At 62.3% G+C, this 17,477-nt stretch carries 17 protein-coding genes; 7 read left to right on the plus strand and 10 right to left on the minus strand.

The genetic code is table 11. The annotated features are described in order from the left end of the window. Positions 1-89 precede the first annotated feature (89 nt). The 6 genes from HNP00_RS04090 to HNP00_RS04115 all read right to left on the minus strand — a co-directional run bounded on the left by HNP00_RS04090 (position 90) and on the right by HNP00_RS04115 (position 6,588). Positions 90-650, minus strand: a complete 561-nt coding sequence (locus HNP00_RS04090) for a hypothetical protein (protein WP_184736211.1) — start codon at positions 648-650, stop codon at positions 90-92. 175 nt (positions 651-825) lie between these two features. Continuing rightward, a complete protein-coding gene (locus tag HNP00_RS04095) occupies positions 826-1,578 on the minus strand; it encodes a tyrosine-protein phosphatase (protein ID WP_184736213.1) in 753 nt (250 codons plus the stop codon). Between the two features lie 101 nt (positions 1,579-1,679). Next, complete coding sequence (locus HNP00_RS04100; RefSeq protein ID WP_184736215.1) at positions 1,680-2,078, minus strand: RidA family protein; 399 nt, start codon at positions 2,076-2,078, stop codon at positions 1,680-1,682. Positions 2,079-2,188: 110 nt separating this feature from the next. Then, positions 2,189-4,093, minus strand: a complete 1,905-nt coding sequence (locus HNP00_RS04105) for an HNH endonuclease signature motif containing protein (protein WP_184736217.1) — start codon at positions 4,091-4,093, stop codon at positions 2,189-2,191. A gap of 48 nt (positions 4,094-4,141) precedes the next feature. After that, the gene (locus HNP00_RS04110; protein WP_184736219.1) at positions 4,142-5,128 is read right to left on the minus strand and encodes a S66 peptidase family protein; all 987 of its coding nucleotides are present in this window, start codon (positions 5,126-5,128) and stop codon (positions 4,142-4,144) included. A 44-nt stretch (positions 5,129-5,172) separates the two neighbouring features. Continuing rightward, entirely contained in the window at positions 5,173-6,588 is a 1,416-nt protein-coding gene (locus HNP00_RS04115; RefSeq protein ID WP_184736222.1) for an NAD(P)H-quinone dehydrogenase, read from the minus strand. Between the two features lie 129 nt (positions 6,589-6,717). Here HNP00_RS04115 and HNP00_RS04120 point away from each other — a divergent pair, with 129 nt between their 5' ends. Continuing rightward, positions 6,718-7,536, plus strand: a complete 819-nt coding sequence (locus HNP00_RS04120; protein WP_184736224.1) for a purine-nucleoside phosphorylase — start codon at positions 6,718-6,720, stop codon at positions 7,534-7,536. Positions 7,537-7,718: 182 nt separating this feature from the next. Here HNP00_RS04120 and HNP00_RS04125 read toward each other — a convergent pair whose 3' ends face one another. Continuing rightward, positions 7,719-8,348 carry a hypothetical protein gene (locus tag HNP00_RS04125; protein WP_184736226.1) on the minus strand — a complete coding sequence of 210 codons (630 nt, stop codon included), beginning with the start codon at positions 8,346-8,348 and terminating at the stop codon, positions 7,719-7,721. Between the two features lie 147 nt (positions 8,349-8,495). Between HNP00_RS04125 and HNP00_RS04130 the strand changes: the two genes are divergently transcribed. Then, positions 8,496-8,753, plus strand: coding sequence for a hypothetical protein (locus HNP00_RS04130; RefSeq protein ID WP_184736229.1), 258 nt, complete (start codon positions 8,496-8,498; stop codon positions 8,751-8,753). A 49-nt stretch (positions 8,754-8,802) separates the two neighbouring features. Next, positions 8,803-9,129 carry a hypothetical protein gene (locus tag HNP00_RS04135; RefSeq protein WP_184736231.1) on the plus strand — a complete coding sequence of 109 codons (327 nt, stop codon included), beginning with the start codon at positions 8,803-8,805 and terminating at the stop codon, positions 9,127-9,129. Positions 9,130-9,269: 140 nt separating this feature from the next. Here HNP00_RS04135 and HNP00_RS04140 read toward each other — a convergent pair whose 3' ends face one another. Genes HNP00_RS04140 through HNP00_RS04150 form a run of 3 tightly spaced genes read right to left on the minus strand, consistent with a single transcriptional unit; the run spans position 9,270 to position 12,738 of the window. Further along, on the minus strand, positions 9,270-11,501 hold the full coding sequence (locus tag HNP00_RS04140; RefSeq protein ID WP_311770493.1) for an FtsX-like permease family protein: 2,232 nt from the start codon (positions 11,499-11,501) through the stop codon (positions 9,270-9,272). After that, positions 11,498-12,214 carry an ABC transporter ATP-binding protein gene (locus tag HNP00_RS04145; RefSeq protein ID WP_221451135.1) on the minus strand — a complete coding sequence of 239 codons (717 nt, stop codon included), beginning with the start codon at positions 12,212-12,214 and terminating at the stop codon, positions 11,498-11,500. The genes HNP00_RS04140 and HNP00_RS04145 overlap by 4 nt, the downstream gene beginning before the upstream one ends. Further along, positions 12,211-12,738 (minus strand): PadR family transcriptional regulator, encoded by a 528-nt coding sequence (locus HNP00_RS04150; RefSeq protein WP_184736234.1) that lies wholly within the window; start codon positions 12,736-12,738, stop codon positions 12,211-12,213. The genes HNP00_RS04145 and HNP00_RS04150 overlap by 4 nt, the downstream gene beginning before the upstream one ends. A 177-nt stretch (positions 12,739-12,915) precedes the next feature. Here HNP00_RS04150 and HNP00_RS04155 point away from each other — a divergent pair, with 177 nt between their 5' ends. The 4 genes from HNP00_RS04155 to HNP00_RS04170 all read left to right on the plus strand — a co-directional run bounded on the left by HNP00_RS04155 (position 12,916) and on the right by HNP00_RS04170 (position 17,357). Next, positions 12,916-13,305 carry a hypothetical protein gene (locus HNP00_RS04155; RefSeq protein ID WP_221451136.1) on the plus strand — a complete coding sequence of 130 codons (390 nt, stop codon included), beginning with the start codon at positions 12,916-12,918 and terminating at the stop codon, positions 13,303-13,305. Beyond that, on the plus strand, positions 13,302-13,442 hold the full coding sequence (locus HNP00_RS04160; RefSeq protein WP_184736238.1) for a hypothetical protein: 141 nt from the start codon (positions 13,302-13,304) through the stop codon (positions 13,440-13,442). The genes HNP00_RS04155 and HNP00_RS04160 overlap by 4 nt, the downstream gene beginning before the upstream one ends. 543 nt (positions 13,443-13,985) lie before the next feature. Next, positions 13,986-15,590, plus strand: coding sequence for a glycoside hydrolase family 68 protein (locus HNP00_RS04165; protein ID WP_184736240.1), 1,605 nt, complete (start codon positions 13,986-13,988; stop codon positions 15,588-15,590). A 105-nt stretch (positions 15,591-15,695) separates the two neighbouring features. Further along, entirely contained in the window at positions 15,696-17,357 is a 1,662-nt protein-coding gene (locus HNP00_RS04170) for a glycoside hydrolase family 32 protein (RefSeq protein ID WP_184736242.1), read from the plus strand. Positions 17,358-17,477 lie beyond the last annotated feature (120 nt).

The following is a 17,477-nucleotide window of genomic DNA, read 5'->3' on the forward strand; positions in this document are numbered from 1 at the left end:
AGGACGCCCACACAACCGAAATCAACGGTCTCAATACGGGGCTTTTGTGACTTGGCCTCAGAAGCCCGCAGCGTGTCGTCAGCACTAACCTAATTGCGGATCTTTTCGATGTCTGCGCGGGCATCCGCTAGGTCCTTGGTGGCCTTCGCTTTCAAGTCCTGACCAGGAACTGTGCTGGCACCCCAGAATTCAAGGTCAGTGGACAGGCTGATCACCTTGTTCTGCCAGTCCATCCAAGTGTTGAAGTCGTCCATGCTCTTAGCCGAGATCAACGGGATGATCCTTTCATTGGCGGCGTCGACCTTATCGGTGTTGCTGGCTGCTAGAAGGTCGGTGTAGTTGGAGTCTTTCGACCGCGCCACCATCGAAGGGTACTTTGAGGAAATCTCTGCGAGGTTCCATTCCGTGGTCGCATAGTAGTCCGTCGCCGTTTTCATCGCATCCGCAACGACGCTGCGGTCTTGAGCGTTCGCCCGGGTGACGCCAGGCACTCCCGCTTCCGAAGGAGCCTCAGCCGGGGTCACCTGCGGTCCGGCCTGCGTCTGGCTTGAGCATCCAGCGGCGAAGGCGCCAACGGTCAGCAAGACCCCGAGCGCGGCTGTCCTTCTCGCACGCAAATGAGTGTTCTGTGATCGCGTAAAGAATTCCATCCTCAGAGATTACCGTTCACCGCACACGCACCGGCCTCCGACGCCCCCACTGGACACTTGCTACACCGCATGCCAATCGGCGACGCGACCTGATTCCACTAACGCTCTAGTGAAGCCATAGTGGAATCAGGCCACACCCGATCCGCTAGAGACCTAGAGGTTAAGGGCCCCCGCGTCAAGGACTCCGTGTGATGGTCGCGCCGCGCCAAGTGAAAAGGGCCTTCCGGTCCTCGTCGGTGAAGTCTGCGGCGTCGAGGAAGGCTTGGAGATCGAATTTTTCCAGGGCATTCCGGAACGCGCCTTCGGTTGTTGTGCCATGTTGCCGGCACAATTCCTCGAGCATAGGTTCAGCGTTGTTTCGCTCGCTGTTGGCCGCCCGGACATCACCCAACCTGACTGTTTCCAGATAGTCATCGATGATGCATTCGGGGTCGGTGCCGATTGCATGAAGCAGAGCCATGGCAAGCAGGCCCGTCCTGTCCCTGCCTCCCATGCAATGGAAGAGGACTCCTCCCGCCGGTGCGTTGAGTACGTCCGTTATGGCTGCACCGGCCCGTTCGGGCATGGCTGCAAGGTGCGGGAGGAAGTAAATCGCTGTGCCCACTAGGCCGTTGTCCCAGTAGTCTGCCCAGAACTCCTTGTTTTCCAAACCGTCAAGATCAACGTGGATCGTGGTAAGCCAGCTTGGCCGTTCCCGGGTATCTTTGTTGCGTTCCCCTTGCTGACGGAGGTCGACCACTGTACGGATCCCGGCATCATGGATCTGTTGCCATCCGTTCCCGGTGATCCAATCGACGTTCTCGCTCCGGAAGAACACACCCCTTGGAGTAACGGTCCCATCTGCGCGCCGAAGACCACCGAGGTCGCGTCCGTTGACCAAGCCGTCAACCTTGAGTGTGCGATCTTGATTGTCTTCAAAGTCCCCCATGGCCCCTAGTAAACCAGAGCGTAGTAAACCTGAGCATGCAAGTCGCCGGCGGCGAGGAACTGCGGTTCACGCGCTGAACGCTTTGGCTGCGTGGGATCTGCCTACCGCGTTTCACCAGTCTTCCTAAGAGCCACGACGGTGTCTATTTGCACCTTCGCGCCAAGGGGCAGAGCTGCCGCTTGGATCGTGGTTCGGACTGGAAATGGTTCGGTCATGTGACTGGCGTAAACGGCGTTGATGACTTCAAAATCCTTGTAATCCGTCAAATAGATCGTGGTTCGCACAAGATCCGAAAATCCCAGTCCCAGCTCTTCAAGGAGCGTTTTCAGGTTGTCCATCATCGCCTCGCATTGCTCTGCGACGTCATTGGAAACTAGCAAGCCATCGTCCCTGCGTTGGCCGATGATGCCCGCCGTGAAGCCGCTACCCGCGTGCTCGACAAAGTGCGAAAAGGGCGCCAAGGACTGATAAAGACGGGTACTGAAGTAATGGTTTGGCATCAGCGCCTCGCTTCTCCTTTGAATAGATGATCAGGCAACGAGGCCCTCCCGATTGCGAATCTCCATCCCCATACTCTTGCACAGCCGATGAGAACGGCTACCGAACGTGTTCACACGTGGAAGTAGTGGTTCTTGCGTGGTTGTTGGCGCGGGTCGATGTGGGGTGGCGGGATGAACCAAGGCACGCCAGCTTGGACTTGGATGTGCCACTCTTCCTTGTGAATCAGATGGTGGTGGTGACTGCAGAGCAAGACACCATTGCCGACACTGGTAGGCCCGCCCCGGGACCAATACTCGATGTGGTGGGCTTCGCACCACGGGGCCGGCATCGTGCACGAAGGAAATGCGCAGCCTTTGTCCCTGGCAGTGATGGCCTTCCGGATGTGGGCGGGGAAGATCCTGGAGGCCCGGCCTATGTCCAGCACTTGGCCTTCCCCGCCGAGGACAACGGGGATGATATCGGCGTCGCAGGCGATCTTCCGCAGCGTGGCCGTGGGGACCGGACCAGTGAAAGTAAAGGTCCCCGTGCCCGTTTGCGGCTGTGATTGCCCGAACAGCGCCGGTTGCCGGTGCGGCAGCGACCCGCCGGCGTGCGCCGGTTGTTCAGATTGCTCGGGGAAGGTGAGTTGCCCAGCGTATTTGAGCGGTGTCAGGAGGTCCCGGTGGTCGATGGTGGCCATGATCTGGGGGCGCTGGCCTCCGGACGCGGGCAATGCCCCCGTGGCGAGGGCGATCTTGCAGGCGCCCAACAACCCGTCCAGGAGTTTCTGCGCCCTCGTGCGGCGGTCCAGGGGCGCGGCATCATCGCGTGAAACACCTGGCCGATCGCTCACCGAAGCGTTTGGCGGGTCATTCCCGCAGCCCGCGTCCACCTGGCTGTCCCTCGGTCCAGGCTCCTCAGATGTGCGAGTCCGGGGATTGGTGGCGGTGTTCATGACAGTGAGCAAGTGTTCGTATTGGTCCTGGGTGGCGAAGATTTCCAGATGCTGCAGCCCGTGTTTGGGTCGACGGAGGAAGGCGCCCTGAAGGTGGCGCAAGGCTTCTTCGCTGGGCTCGGTACCGTCCTGGTCGATGGCCTCGGTCCAGCGGCGGGCGATCCTGGCCAGGAAATCGGCGTCGTTCTCGCCCGCCGTCATGGTCAGCGCGTGTTCCATGTCCGCGGCTGCTTCGGGGCTGCACAGGGGCCGGACGCGTTCAAGAGCCGTGGTAATGGTGCTGGCCGACCGGGAAGCGATGCTCCCGCAGGCCAAGGCCGCGGCCGCTTCCGCATATCGTGGCTGTATCGTTTGCCCCGTCAGTGAGCGGGCGGGAAGCAGATTCTCCGCGAGGGCAAGGCGGCGGCGGGCCTCGGCCGCGCTGATCCTCAAGAGCGAGCGCAAGTGCTCGCCCGTGTTCCTGAACTCCTGGACCCCGGCTCGGTCCGTTTCCGCCACAACACCCGCGACACATGCGCTGAGCGCATCGGCACTGGATTCGGACGTACTGGTGCGGGCGGTTCCGTCACCGAACCCCTCACCGAGCCCGCCGTCGTCGACGTCGGCACGGGTACCGGCTGCCTCAGCCTCCGCTCCTGCGTTGCCAGCTCCAGCTCTGGAACGGCCTGCCCCGACGCCAGCTCCCCAGCCTGTGATCCAGCCAGTTTTGCTGGCCGGCTCGTGTTGTCGCACACGGTGCAACTGTCCCGCGGCGACGACCTGCAAATAATCGAGGGTGCGGGACAGCTCCTCCACGCGGAAGGCAAACGCAGCGGAGTCCTGCAACCCCAGCGACCCGACGTCGTCGACCGCCGTCCGCGCCAGCGACCGCAACGCCGCAAGAGTACTCTCCAGAACCCGCTGCGGACCACCGTGACCGCCGCTGTGATCCTCGCTCGGATCCAGCAGAGCGAGTCGGCGCAGCTCCGGCGCTTGACGAGCCGCAGCCACTCTACGCGGCTCCCGCCCCCTATGGGACACCAGGAACCGGTCGCCGAGCACAGCGCCCTGGCGGGTGCTGAGGTGTCCGGTCGCTTCCATGGAACTACTCTGCCAGCAGGCCCCGACAAAATAACCCGCCCACCCCTTTCAGTGGCGCGTGATCCTCAAAGCGCAGGATTCACCGACCGCAAGTTCGGCTTCGCCACCTACCGGGAAAGTCAGCATAGGCGAAGTGTGGCCAAAATCAGCGTTGGCGAGCACCGGCAAGCCTGCAAGGACGGATTGCTTGGCCACAATCGAGGCAAGCAGTGCCCGGGTCATTTGGCTTGCCTGCTGAAAGCGACCGACCACCAACCCCCTGACACCGCGAGCTTCCGGCGTCTGGAGGAGAAAAGCCAGATCCCGAGCGAAAGTGGCCGGATGGCTTTCGAAGTCATCCTCCAAGAAGAGGAGTGCCCCTTCCAAGGACGGCATGTTCGCCGTTCCTTGCAGAAGATTCAGGGTGCAGAGGTTTCCGCCCACAATCCTTCCGCTAGCAGTGCCGCCTTGCAGCGGCCACCAGCCATCGCTCGGAATCAGCGTTCGCCCATCTTGGTCGCGGAACCATGTGTCGTCTGTCCATGCCTCGGCCGGACGTATGTCCATGGTCGCCTGGCCAAACAACGCGTCCACAAACCAAGTGTGGCTCTCCTCGAAGTGGTCCCTCATGCCAAACGTGGACCAGTGGGGCCCCGAATAGGTCACCAGTCCGGTTCGCGCGTGAATAGCGTTTTGAAGGGCCGTGATGTCCGAATAGCCGCACAGGATCTTCGGGTTCGCCGCGATGAGATCCCAGTCCAGGTACGGGAGCAATTCATTGCTGCTGAATCCACCGATCACGGTCAGGATTCCGGCCACATCCGGATCCGAGAAAGCCGCATGAAGATCATCAACGCGCGACTGCACTGACGACGAAAGAAGTCCGTCCATCTCGTCCACGTGCTCCCCGAAGGAAAGCCGCAGTCCCATCTCCGCGAAGCGCCTCTCGATGTGGCTCGTATTGTCGTGCTCCATGACCACGGCACGGCTCAGGGCAGGTGCAACGACGCGTACCAAGTCACCGCGACGAAATTTGGGCGGGTAGATAGATGGCATGTCCTCGACGCTAGCAAACCAAAGCCGGCTGAGAACGAGGCTAACTACATATGCACGTGCAGCCGTCGCGCGGCTTCCGAGATGGACCCGGTCAGCGAGGGGTACACGGTAAAGGTGCTCGCGAGGTCGTCGACGTGCAGTTTTTGCTTCACGGCAACAGCGATCGGGAAGATCAGCTCGGAAGCGTTCGGTCCCACGACGACGCCGCCGATCACGGTGCCGGAACCCTTGCGCGCGATGATCTTGACGAAGCCGTCCTTGGTGTTGCGCATCTTGGCGCGGGCGTTGCTCAGCAGGGACAGTGTGATCACGTCGCCCTGGTACTTGCCGGATTCGAGGTCGGCCTCGGAGACGCCCACGGAAGCGATTTCCGGTGACGTGAAAATGTTGGCCGCCACCTGGTGGAGCTTGATGGGCATGACGGCGTCGCCCAGGAAGTGCGCAACCGCAATGCGGCCCTGCATGGCAGCGACGGAGGCGAGTGCCAAGATCCCCGTGCAGTCGCCTGCGGCGTAAATGTTCGGCGCCGTGGTGCGAGAAACGCCGTCCACTTTGATGTGGCCGGACTCCGTGACAGCCACGCCCGCCTCTTCCAACCCGATTCCGGCGGTGTTGGGGATAGAACCCACGCAGACGAGGCAATGGCTGCCCGTCACGACGGAACCGTCACCCAAGGTGACCTGCACGCCGGCGTCTGTCCTTTCCACGGCTTCGGCGCGAGAGCGGGACAGGACGCGCACGCCGCGGCGCTTGAAGACACCTTCAAGGACCTGGGCCGCGTCCGTGTCCGATCCCGGCAGCACCTGGTCGCGGCTCGAAATGAGGGTGACGTTGGAGCCAAGGCCGTTGTAGGCCGAAGCGAACTCGGCGCCAGTGACGCCGGAACCAACGACGATCAGGTCTTCCGGAAGTTCCTCAAGGTTGTAAATCTGTGCCCAGTTGAGGATGCGCTCGCCGTCGGGCTTCGCCGTGGGCAGTTCGCGGGGGTGTGCGCCGACGGCCAGGAGGATGGCGTCGGCGGTGATCGTCTTGGTGCCGTCGGAAGTGATGACCTCGATGGTGTGGTTGTCCACGAGCCTTCCCGAACCCATGAGGATTTCCACGTCAAGGTGTTCGAGGCCCACCCGGATGTCGTCGGACTGCTCCCGGGCAAGGTGCAGGACGCGGTCATTGATGTGGCCCAGGTCCGCGCGCATGCCCGGCGCTACATCGCCGCCGTCGACCGCGAACTTGACACCCAGCTCCCCCGCCTCACCGACGCGGGTCATGAGATCCGCCGTCGCGATCAGGGTTTTGGAAGGCACGACGTCGGTGAGGACGGCTGAGCCGCCGAGCCCGGCGCGCTCGATGAGGGTGACCCGCGCTCCCAGGTGCGCTGCGACCATAGCCGCTTCATATCCGCCTGGACCTCCGCCCAGGATCGCGATTCGTGGTGAGCTGAAGTCAGGATGCATGGTCACAATGATCAATTCTTACTTATTGACGGCGCCACTGCCACTAAGCCCCACCTGAGAACGCTCGGAGAGGCCCGTTGTCACTGTTCAAGAGTGCCCTGTTCAACAGCGCGGACGGCACTGTAGCTTGTACCAGTGAGTAACACAGAGCTGATCAACACAGACCCATTCGAGGCCGCCAAAGCTGCGGCCGACTACATCGCGGCGGAGACCGGCGTCGAATCCCATGACGTCGCCCTCGTGCTCGGCTCAGGCTGGGGCGCAGCCGCCGATCTCATAGGGGAAACGACGGCGACCCTCACGGCATCGGAAGTTCCCGGCTTCTCGGCCCCTGCGGTTGAGGGGCATGTGGGCACCATCCGCTCGGTCCTGACGAAGGAGGGCAAGCGTGCCCTCGTGCTGGGCGCGCGCACCCACTACTACGAAGGCAAAGGCGTTCGATCGGTGGTCCACGGCGTGCGCACGGCCGCGGCTGCAGGATGCAAGACCCTGGTGGTAACCAACGGCTGCGGCGGCCTGAACCAGGCGTGGACCCCTGGCACTCCGGTGCTGATCAGTGACCACATCAACCTGACGGCGGCTTCTCCCTTGGAAGGCGCCACGTTCGTTGACCTCACGGACTTGTACTCCTCGCGCATCCGCGGCCTGGCGCGCGAGGTGGATCCCACGCTCGACGAAGGCGTCTACGCGCAGTTCACCGGCCCGCATTACGAGACGCCGGCCGAAGTCCAGTACGCCAAGCGAATCGGCGCGGACCTGGTGGGCATGTCCACCGCCTTGGAAGCCATCGCCGGCCGACACGCGGGGATGGAGGTCTTCGGCATCTCCTTGGTCACCAATCTGGCCGCCGGGATCAGCCCGGTACCTCTGAGCCACCAGGAAGTCATAGAAGCAGGCCAGACGGCGGGCGCACGTATTTCGCGACTCCTGGCGGACATCATCGCCAAGCTCTGATTTACCAACCGCGGTTAGGGCCAGGATAGCGGGACTAACGCCGAACGCCGTCGAGCAGAAACTCTGCTCGACGGCGTTCGCAAATGAACTGAATATTCGATGACACATCGGGCAATATTCCCGACATGGCCTCTCGAAATTGAAAGGAATATTGCACCCGATCCCCGTGAAAGGCGCAAACCTTAAGGCGCGGTCAATTCCCTGAGCGCGGTGACGAACTGAACCGGGTCCTCGTGAGTGGTGTCCGACACGACGAGGTGCCGACGAGTGATGCGCTGGGCGTAGTGTCCGTCATACGGCATGGAAATTACGGTGTCGAGCCCGGTTTTCCACGCCTCGATGAGGGCAGAAAGGCTGGTTCGTTCCGGGCTGGGCTCGATTGGCTGGAGGTGACGTTGCCGCACAGAATCGAACCAGCGCATGAAGGCTTGCTTGTCCAGTCCTTCAAATCCGTATTCATCGGACCAGGATGGTGCGACCGCCGGGTGCAGTTCCTGGCCGGGTTGCGATTGGACTCTCAGAACCTCCGAGGTGGGGTGCCGGCGTTTTCGGTCCTCCACCGTGTACCAGGCAATGGCACGGTCCCACGCTCGTCTCCAGCGATCTTCCCATTCGTCGCGGCCGGGGGTGTCGGGCAGCTTGGACCCTCCGGCGTCGGGCGCGGACGCCATCGGCGGAATTTCCCGGTAACCAGCGAGCCCCCAAGCGTTACGGACAAACAGAAGGAGCGCGAGGGAGGGCGGAAAGTAATCCACGGTGATGGCCATGTCACTGGGCCACCGGTTGTTCGGCAACGGTAGCTGGCGGCGCATAATTTCCCCCTTTTGGTTGACACCTTACCCGTGTCATCGGGGTCAAGGAACCCCATTTGAATTTGGCGAATGGATTCCATTGACGAGGCGATCGGAATGCCCATAAACTCGGCGTCACTCAGGGGGATGAGTGTCTAGGAGAATTAAATGAAATTGAATAGTTTGCGCGTATCCGTGCTTTCCGTCGTGCTTGCGGCGTTGATCGGAGCAGGGTTGACTGCAGTTCCAGCGAACGCCGAAGCGAAACAGCCAGCACCTTCACCTAGTGCGGTTCAGGGCACAGTGCGGTTGGAGTATCTCGGGTTTAATGAGAAAACCGCCAAGGCCAATGGCTATGAAATCCGCACTGACAAGGATGGAGTCAAGTACTCCATACCTGTCAACACACCAAAGGGGGTGTTCTGAGGGAGCCATCTACATTCCAGGCACAAAACGCCCGGAGCCTGGCGAAATCGTGACGATGGGCACGGTCTACGGCAACTGCGGCACAGCCACTCTCACAGGAACAGGTCAAGGCTTCTTCACCGCCTACAACATCTCAGACCCGTGGATGGGCGGACCGGCGTCGCATATCTGGCGGGTTGTCGTCGCTTCGGCAAACTCCTATGACATCTACAACCTTGACGGCCGCGCTCCTTGGTTCAGCAGCTCATGGTCGGCAACCAGATCATGGTCATGGAAGGCTGATTTCTTCAATGGTTGGGTGTCTCAGGGAATTGTCTTCGGGCGGACCGGAATGGTGTGCGGTGCCCTGACTCCTGGCGATTCATGGTGGGGTTGATTCGGGTACGGTATGTCCTCCTGGCGGACATCATCGCAAAGCTCTGATTTACCAACCGCGGTTAGGGCCAGGATAGCGGGACTAACGCCGAACGCCGTCGAGCAGAAACTCTGTTCGACGGCGTTCGTTGGTTGATTGCCTCATTCGAAGCGCGTTGCGGTTATTGCGGTATGTGCCCGGATGACCCTGAACGTTGCTGTCACTGCGGCGAGGGCCAGCAGCAGGCTCAGGCCCAGGGCGGCGAAGTAGTCGGGCGCTGGCCAGGTCACCCGGTACGTATCGTTGATGCCGGTCACCATCAACCAGGCGACGAAAAATCCGAGCCCAATTGAGAGGAACAGCACGGTCACCAGCGGCACCGCGGCCTCACGGACGATGATCCGGCGCAGGACGGACATTGGCATCCCCATCAATCGCATCAGGCCGAGGACCCTTTTCCTGTCCAAGACTGCTGATGCGGTGGCGACGGCCAAGGACATCCCAGCAATCGCGATTGCCACAAACATGCCGAGGTAAGCGAGTACCGCGAGGCCCTGGATCAGACGCGTGCGACTCTGCAGTTGGGTGTCCATGACGGAGGAAGCGGGCTGCGCCGTGATGCCCGAACCGTTCAGAAGAGTCCTGGCTCGGTCCATGGCCTCAGGCGTCCCGTCGGTCCCGACCACCATCACCGCCGGCACGAGTGCGGCAAGGCCGTCGACCGGCGCAGGAGTCAGTGTCAGCGGTTGCGTTGTCCATGGGTAAAGGAATGACAGGTCCAGGGACAGGACGTCGGCCTGAGGAATGTTTTCGAATCCCAGGGCGGGTGCGTCAGCGGCTTGAATGTACAAGTCGGGGCCGCCTCCCTTGGCGATGGCAGAGTGGGCGTAGGCGATGGTGGCGCTGTGGATCCCGGGGAGCTCCTTGGCTCGGTCGGCGACTTGTGCCACCTCCGCACGGGCCTGTCCAGCGCCAATGGTCGCATGAAGGCTTGTGGGCTGGATGAGGCCTGGACGGGCGGCGGGCGCGGCTTCTGTCTGGATGATGCTGGATGCACCGGCGAAGACTGAGACCACGAACACGGCAACGACCAACCCGGAGACGGACCGGAAGGTCGCCACGGGAGTCCTGCCGATCCGGCTGGCGGCAATGACCGCGGACGCGCTGCGCGCGTAGTGAAGTCCTATCCGACTCGCACGCAGGGTCAGCCACGGTCCGACGATCACAATGCCAACCAGGATGAGCGCGAAGCCTCCAACGAGCAGCGGCATTTCAAGCCATGGAGTGCGAAATTTCCCGGTTCGGGTGATGACAACTTCCATGATCATGGCAAGCAGTCCGGCCAGCAGTGGCACAAGCCGTCGTTTGCCTGGCGCCTTTTCATGCACCATCCGGGCCGCTCCCAAGGGGCCAATTCCTGCCCGGGCGGTGCTGTATCCCGCCACCAGGGTCGCGGCCACAACCACCAGGATGACGACGACGGCGGCCATGGCCCCCTTGATGGCAAGGTCACCTTCGAACATCCTGGTCCCGTTGACCGAGACCTGGGCGGCGGCCGGCGTGAGGAAGACAGCGAGCACGATGCCTAGCATTGCCCCTGCCAGGCTTGGGATAGCGGTTTCGATGGCGGCGATCCAGGAAACCACCTGAGGGGAGGCTCCGATCAGTCGCAGGGTGGCGAAGCGTTCCCGGCGCTCAGCCGCGCCCAAAGCGGTAGCGATGCGGATCAACAACAGCACGGGAAAGAACACCGCAATTGCCCCGATGAGCAGCACGGTCATATATGCGCTGGCGTTCTCGCCATACGGGTTGGACGTGAACCCGGACACCAGAGTCGCTGCTCCGCTCCGTCGAAGCTCGGTTTCCGTGGCGCCCGTGATGACAATCAAGGAATCGGGCCCCGGTAGCGCAGAATCGTCGATGATGCCGGCAAACTGCCCGAACCTATCCCCCAACTGATCCCGGGGTGTGGCCTCGATCAAGCGCTGGAGTGCAGGCGATGCATAGTACTCACCTGGACCCGGAGCGTGTTCAACGCCGGGAATCTTCAGGGTTGTCGTTGGCGAGACAGCGAAATCGCGGCGGTTGATCAGTTGGTCACGGAAAACTTCCACCGAATTTGCCCTCATGAGCGCCGTATCCGACGTCAACGGTGGCGGCGTTACCGGTTCCGTAGTGCCGCGCCCTTCCGCCGCCACGGGAGTGGCCATGGAGGAGCCGCCCGTTTCACGCAGCCAGGCGCCACGCTCGTCACGGTGGTTCAGTCCGTTGGCGCCACCCCAGAGCAACAGCAGCAGACACACTCCGACGGCCACCCCACCCAAGACTCCCATGAGCCGGCCGTAGGAGGACCTACTGCCAACAACTGCCAGTTTCAGCAAACCCGGATTCACGAAGACACCCGGTACCCTGCGCCGATCATGCCGTCGCGCACAACGACCTCCCGGTCTGCATATGCAGCCGTGCGCGCATCGTGGGTGATCATGACCACCGTGGTGCCGATCTCCCTGACAAGTTCAAGCATGAGCGTCAACACGTTCTCAGACGCCAGCGAGTCGAGGGACCCGGTAGGTTCGTCGGCGAATAACACGGCAGGGGAAGTGACCATGGCGCGTGCAACAGCAACGCGTTGGGCTTGGCCTCCTGAGAGTTCACCGGGCAGTTTCTCCCCCATCCCGTCCAGTCCCAAGCGGTCCAGCCATTCTGCCGAACGGCGCATGGCCTCCGCGCGTTTGGTCCCGCCGAGAAGCAGCGGAATGCTGACGTTGTCCACCGCTGTGAGCTCCGGCAGCAATTGGCCGAATTGGAAGACGAAGCCGAAGTCGGTCAGCCGCAGTCTCGACCGCATCGGTTCATTCAGGGCACTAATCTCCAAGGGCAATTGAGCACCGGGTGAACTGTAAGCCACTGATCCGGAATCCGGGACCATGACCCCCGCGAGGCAGTGCAGCAGCGTGGACTTGCCAGAACCGGATGGACCCATGACTGCCAATACCTCACCCGAGCGGACCTCGAGGTCGATTCCGCGAAGGGCTTGGGTCTGGCCGAAGGACTGATGAAGCGAGCGTGCGCTCAGGACTGCTGGGAAGCTGGACAAAGCATTCATGCGTTCTGCAGCTCCTTTTTCAGGCGGGCTAGGCGTGCGCTGGTGAGTTCGATCCATCGCAAATCGGCTTCAATGTGGAACAGCCCGTGGTCGCACATCAACACTTGCAGCAGCTCGGCATCCTGCTTCAGCTTGGTGAGCTCACGCATACGTGCCATGTGCTCACTGCGCTGGACGTCGAGCAGCCGGTCGGCATCGTCGTCGATCAGCAAGGCAATCACGGTCTTGGCGAAGAGGTTGCTTTGCAGGGACTCTGATGGCACGTCGGGAGTGAACAGCCACTCGCGCACCTTGTCTTGACCGGCAACCGTGATCTCGTATTTTTTACGGTCCGGACCGCCGCCGGTCTCTTCGCCCAAGGCGCGGATCAGCTCGTCACGGATCATCCGGGCCAAAGTTGAATACACCTGCCCAAAAGCCAAGGGCTTCCCGGCCCCGAAGTAGCGGTCATAGGAATGCTTGAGGTCGTAGCCATAGCTCGGCTGACGGCTGAGCAGACCCAACAGGGTGAGGGAGTTGTTCACCACTCCATCTATACACTGAGTTTATAGTCTGGTCCAGATCGACGCCGGCGAGTCCCCCTTCGAGCCGTAGGGGTAGCCGGCATCGCTACCTGGGCGCTTGGGAAATCCGGCGTCGCGGGCCAGTAGAATTTGAGTGATTCTCCACGATGGCGCTTCGACCGGAAAGGACCGCCGATGATGACATCTGCGCCTTTCCGGCTGCTCCGCACGGCCCTCGTCGGTTCCATCATTCTGGGCTTGGCCGTGGGCGCGCACCTGGCCGGTGGCGGCAAACTACCCGAGCCCGCCATTCTGGCGGCTCTGTGCGCGCTGACGATACTCCCGGTAGCCGTATTGACACACTCCCGGCTTTCGCTGCCCGTCTTCGCAGGGCTACTGGGGGCCGGGCAACTCTGCCTTCACTGGGCGTTCTGCGCACTGTCCGGGGCTTCCTCCGTGGCGCCGCTTCAGTCCGGGCATGCCGGACATGTTTCCGTGGCGCCAGCCCCCGACACCATGAGCGCCGTCTCCTCAACCCACGCCGCGACAAGCGACTGGCAGCGGCACCCACTTCCTCGCCGTCCGTGACCGCGGCACCGGCGGCTGCGAAAGCGTCCGACGACGGCGGATCCACCGCCGGCTGGTTCGGTCTGGCAGCAGGACTGATCGGCCTCGCCGCCGGCGTCACGGCCCTGGCGCGAACGCGCGCCACGAAGAGCAAGTAGCCCGTCCGCAACGATCAGACGAACAGCCCGCGCCGAGCCCGGCGCGGGCTGTTCGCGCTCCCACTCACCACCAGTTCACTCAGCCCTCATCGAACCGAGCCGCACCAAGCCACATGGACCATGCGACAAGTCTCGTCACACCAATATTCCAGTGCACGTCAAGTCAATTCGCCCCTTCGTTAATGGCATGTGAACTTTTCGAATAAATCAGATTTATTCAGAAATATTTGACCCCACTACCCTTTCTATGGCACGCGCGCGGTGTAAAAATGTAAGCGCTTGCGCATAGATGTCTTACACGTGGCAGATAGGCTCCCAGCCCGCTCGAAACACGGGTTGCGGCAGCATTCCACGCCTGACTAGCTTTGAACGGTCCCGGCAAGTCGACGTGCCAGGACTACAAGGATGGGGGCCTCCAAAAAGCCCTCATCCACCCCGACACGATGGCGTTCCGGATGGCGCCAGCGGTGTTATCGGGGACGCCGGAGTTCGGACAGGGCTTGCGCCCATTCCACGTAGTCCAACCTCCGCGAGAAGAGCAGCATGAAATCTCACTCAAACCCCAACAGGCGGCGCCGCCGTATGCGGTCGGTAGCCGCATTTGCGGCCGCTGCCAGCGTGGCCGCCACGGTGCTCATGGCATCCCCGGCGGCACAGGCGAACTTGCCTGCCGACAAGCCGGCCACCACGATGCCGGCTCCCACGCCCGGCTTCCCACTGCCGAGCGTCCACACGCAGGAAGCATTTGATCCTGCGGCAAACTTCACGTCTAAGTGGACGCGAGCGGATGCCAAGCAGATCATGGCCCAGAGCAACCCGAACGTGACCCCGGGCCAGAACTCCATGAGCCCAAACGTCACCATGCCGGAAATCCCCAAGGACTTCCCGGCGATGAACGACGACGTCTGGGTCTGGGACACATGGTCCCTGACCGACGAAAACGCCAACCAGATCAGCTACAAGGGCTGGGACGTCATTTTCTCCCTCGTCGCTGACCGACACGCAGGTTACGGCTTCGACCAGCGCCACTGGAACGCGCGCATCGGCTACTTCTTCCGCAAGACCAACGCCGATCCGGCCAAGGACAAGTGGAACTACGGCGGACACCTGTTCCTGGACAACACCTCAATCGGCAACACCGAGTGGTCGGGCTCCACCCGCCTCATGCAGGGCGACCATGTCAACGTGTTTTACACGGCCACCACGTTCTACGACCGCGCAGAGCGCAACGCCGGTGGCGGAGGAATCGCCCCTGACGCAGTGATCGCCAAGGCCCTCGGCAACATCCACGCCGACAAGAACGGCGTGACCTTCGACGGCTTCCAGCACGCCAAGCTCCTTGAGCCCGATGGAAAGCTGTACCAAACGAAGGCTCAGAATGCGGGCTTCGCTTTCCGCGACCCGTACACCTTCCAGGACCCGGCCCAGCCGGGCAAGACCTTCATGGTCTTCGAGGGCAACACTGCGGGCAACCGTGGCGACTACAAGTGCACGGATGCTGACCTTGGCTACCGCCCGGGCGATCCCTATGCAGAAAACACCAACACGGTGAACACCACCACCGGTTCCTGGTTCCAGACCGCGAGCGTCGGCCTGGCCGTCGCAGACAACAAGGACCTGACTCAGTGGCACTTCCTGCCGCCCATCCTGTCCGCCAACTGCGTCAACGACCAGACTGAGCGCCCGCAGATCTTCATCCAGAATGAAAACGGCAAGAACAAGTACTACCTGTTCACCATCAGCCACCAGTTCACCTATGCCGATGGCATGCGCGGTCCCGACGGCGTCTACGGTTTCGTCGGCAACGGTGTGCGTTCGGACTTCCAGCCTGTCAACAACTCAGGCCTCGCGCTCGGTTCGCCGACCGACCTGAACCTGCCGGCGAACAACCCGAGCGGCAACTTGTCGGCCCAGCAGAACGGCCGCCAGTTCCAGGCCTACTCGCACTACGTGCAGCCGGGCGGCCTGGTCCAGTCGTTCATCGACAACGTCGACGGCGTCCGCGGCGGCTCCCTGTCCCCCACCGTGAAGATCAACTTCGCCGGTGGAGTCACCCAGGTTGACCACAGCTTCGGCCAGAACGGCCTTGGCCCGTTCGGCTACCTCCCTACCAACGTCCGCGTCGGCGGGGAAGGCCTCTACAAGTAGGCCACGGCTAGAACCGCCGGGCCGGCAGAATACGTCGCCTGCCCGGCAAAACGCGGGGCGTTCGGTTCCACCCGGGCGCCCCGCTCCCCAACCCCAGGAAGTCCCATGCTCTACTCCCCCCACCACCCGTTTTGGCCCGTCCGCAAGGCGCTACTCGCCGTCGTCGCCGTCGTCCTGACGCTGTTCGCGAGCTCCTGCACCACGACGCCGGACGCCCCACCCTCCGCCGGGAACTCGCCATCCGCCGTCGTGCCGTCTGCGCCGGCACCGTCCGAATCGGATCCGTGGCGGCCTGCTGCGCACCTGACGGCGTCGCAAAACTGGATCAATGATCCCAACGGGCTTGTCTACGAAAACGGGACTTATCACGCGTTCTACCAGCACAACCCACACGGCAACTTCTGGGGCGACATGTCCTGGGGCCATTCCACCAGCACCGACCTCGTGCATTGGACGCAGCAGCCAGTGGCCATGGAGGGCTCCGCGAGCGAGGAAATCTTTTCCGGCGCCATCGTACCTGACACGAGGAACGCTTCCGGATTGGGGACTGCCGATAACCCGCCACTGGTAGCCCTCTACACCAGTTCGTACGGCGACGGCGGGGCGTTGCCGAAGGGCAGCCAGGCCCAGTCGGTGGCCTACAGCCTGGACCACGGGACGTCCTGGACCAAGTACAAAGGCAACCCTGTGCTGAGCCTGCAGCCGGCGTCGAACAACTTCCGCGACCCCAAGATCACCTGGTACGAGCCAGGTAAATACTGGGTCATGACCACAGTGGTAGCTGACGCGCAGGTGGTGAAACTCTTCAAATCCACGGACCTGCTGCACTGGAACTTCCTCAGCGACTTCTCCGGAGTGGGCGCCCAGGGCGGACTCTGGGAAGTTCCGGAGCTGCTCCATATGGACGTCGACGGCGGCAACGGACTGAAGAAGTGGGTCATGATCCTGAGCATCAACCCCGGAGGCATCGCGGGAGGCTCCGGCATGCAGTACTTCGTGGGCGACTTCGACGGCACGCGATTCACGGCAGAGCGCGCGGCAAAGCCTGGTGACCCACTGACCGCTTCGCAATGGCTGGACCACGGAGCGGACTTCTACGCTGCGAACTCCATCTCCGACGCCCCCGGCGGCAAACCCGTGCTGCTCGGCTGGATGGGCAACTGGGACTACGCGCAGTCCGTACCGAGCACCCCGTGGCGCGGATCCATGGCCATCCCGCGCCAACTATCCCTTGTAGTTGTAGGGAACCGCTTCGAGCTGCATTCAGCTATCGCCGCCGCTGCAGCAGATGCCCTCACGGACGCCAAGACCAGTGAAGTACATGGCAAAAACCTCACCGTCACCGACTCCACAGAACCCCTCGGAAGCGACTTTGGTTCGCGAACCCAGCTGATCGACGCCGAGATCGATGTTGCGGGCTGCGCTGAGGCCGGCTTGGTGCTGCGAGCTTCGACGGACGGCAAGGCAGGCCTCCGGATCTCGTACAACCGCGCAAGCCAGACCCTCAAGGTGGACCGCTCGGCGGCGGGCACCTCCAACTTCTCGCCAAAATTCAGCCCCTACCACCAAGCCTCCGTGCCCCTGAAGGACGGCAAAGTCCGCCTGCGCGTCCTCCTGGATTCCTCGTCAGTAGAGGTCTTCACCCAAGATGGATCGGCGGTGATCTCGGACATCTTCTTCCCGCGATGGGGCAGCACAGGCGCCACCGCCTTCAGCACCGGAGGTACCGCGAGCTTCAACCTCACCAGCACACGGAAGCAACCCTGACGCACGGCAGCCCAACTAGCTCGCATTAGTTGTCGTTAAAACGCCTCATAACGACAACAACTGCGAGCCAGTTGGGTGGGGTGGCCGGACTGTGACAGCTGACACGACCCTGTGCCTCGG

Source organism: Arthrobacter sp. AZCC_0090 (genome assembly GCF_014207375.1).
Classification (GTDB): domain Bacteria; phylum Actinomycetota; class Actinomycetes; order Actinomycetales; family Micrococcaceae; genus Arthrobacter.

Coding starts and splice junctions, on each gene's coding strand:
- HNP00_RS04090 (WP_184736211.1), bottom strand. CDS start 650: ATGGAATTCTTTACGCGATCACAGAACACTCATTTGCGTGCGAGAAGG.
- HNP00_RS04095 (WP_184736213.1), bottom strand. CDS start 1,578: ATGGGGGACTTTGAAGACAATCAAGATCGCACACTCAAGGTTGACGGC.
- HNP00_RS04100 (WP_184736215.1), bottom strand. CDS start 2,078: ATGCCAAACCATTACTTCAGTACCCGTCTTTATCAGTCCTTGGCGCCC.
- HNP00_RS04105 (WP_184736217.1), bottom strand. CDS start 4,093: ATGGAAGCGACCGGACACCTCAGCACCCGCCAGGGCGCTGTGCTCGGC.
- HNP00_RS04110 (WP_184736219.1), bottom strand. CDS start 5,128: ATGCCATCTATCTACCCGCCCAAATTTCGTCGCGGTGACTTGGTACGC.
- HNP00_RS04125 (WP_184736226.1), bottom strand. CDS start 8,348: ATGCGCCGCCAGCTACCGTTGCCGAACAACCGGTGGCCCAGTGACATG.
- HNP00_RS04130 (WP_184736229.1), top strand. CDS start 8,496: ATGAAATTGAATAGTTTGCGCGTATCCGTGCTTTCCGTCGTGCTTGCG.
- HNP00_RS04145 (WP_221451135.1), bottom strand. CDS start 12,214: ATGAATGCTTTGTCCAGCTTCCCAGCAGTCCTGAGCGCACGCTCGCTT.
- HNP00_RS04155 (WP_221451136.1), top strand. CDS start 12,916: ATGACATCTGCGCCTTTCCGGCTGCTCCGCACGGCCCTCGTCGGTTCC.
- HNP00_RS04165 (WP_184736240.1), top strand. CDS start 13,986: ATGAAATCTCACTCAAACCCCAACAGGCGGCGCCGCCGTATGCGGTCG.
- HNP00_RS04170 (WP_184736242.1), top strand. CDS start 15,696: ATGCTCTACTCCCCCCACCACCCGTTTTGGCCCGTCCGCAAGGCGCTA.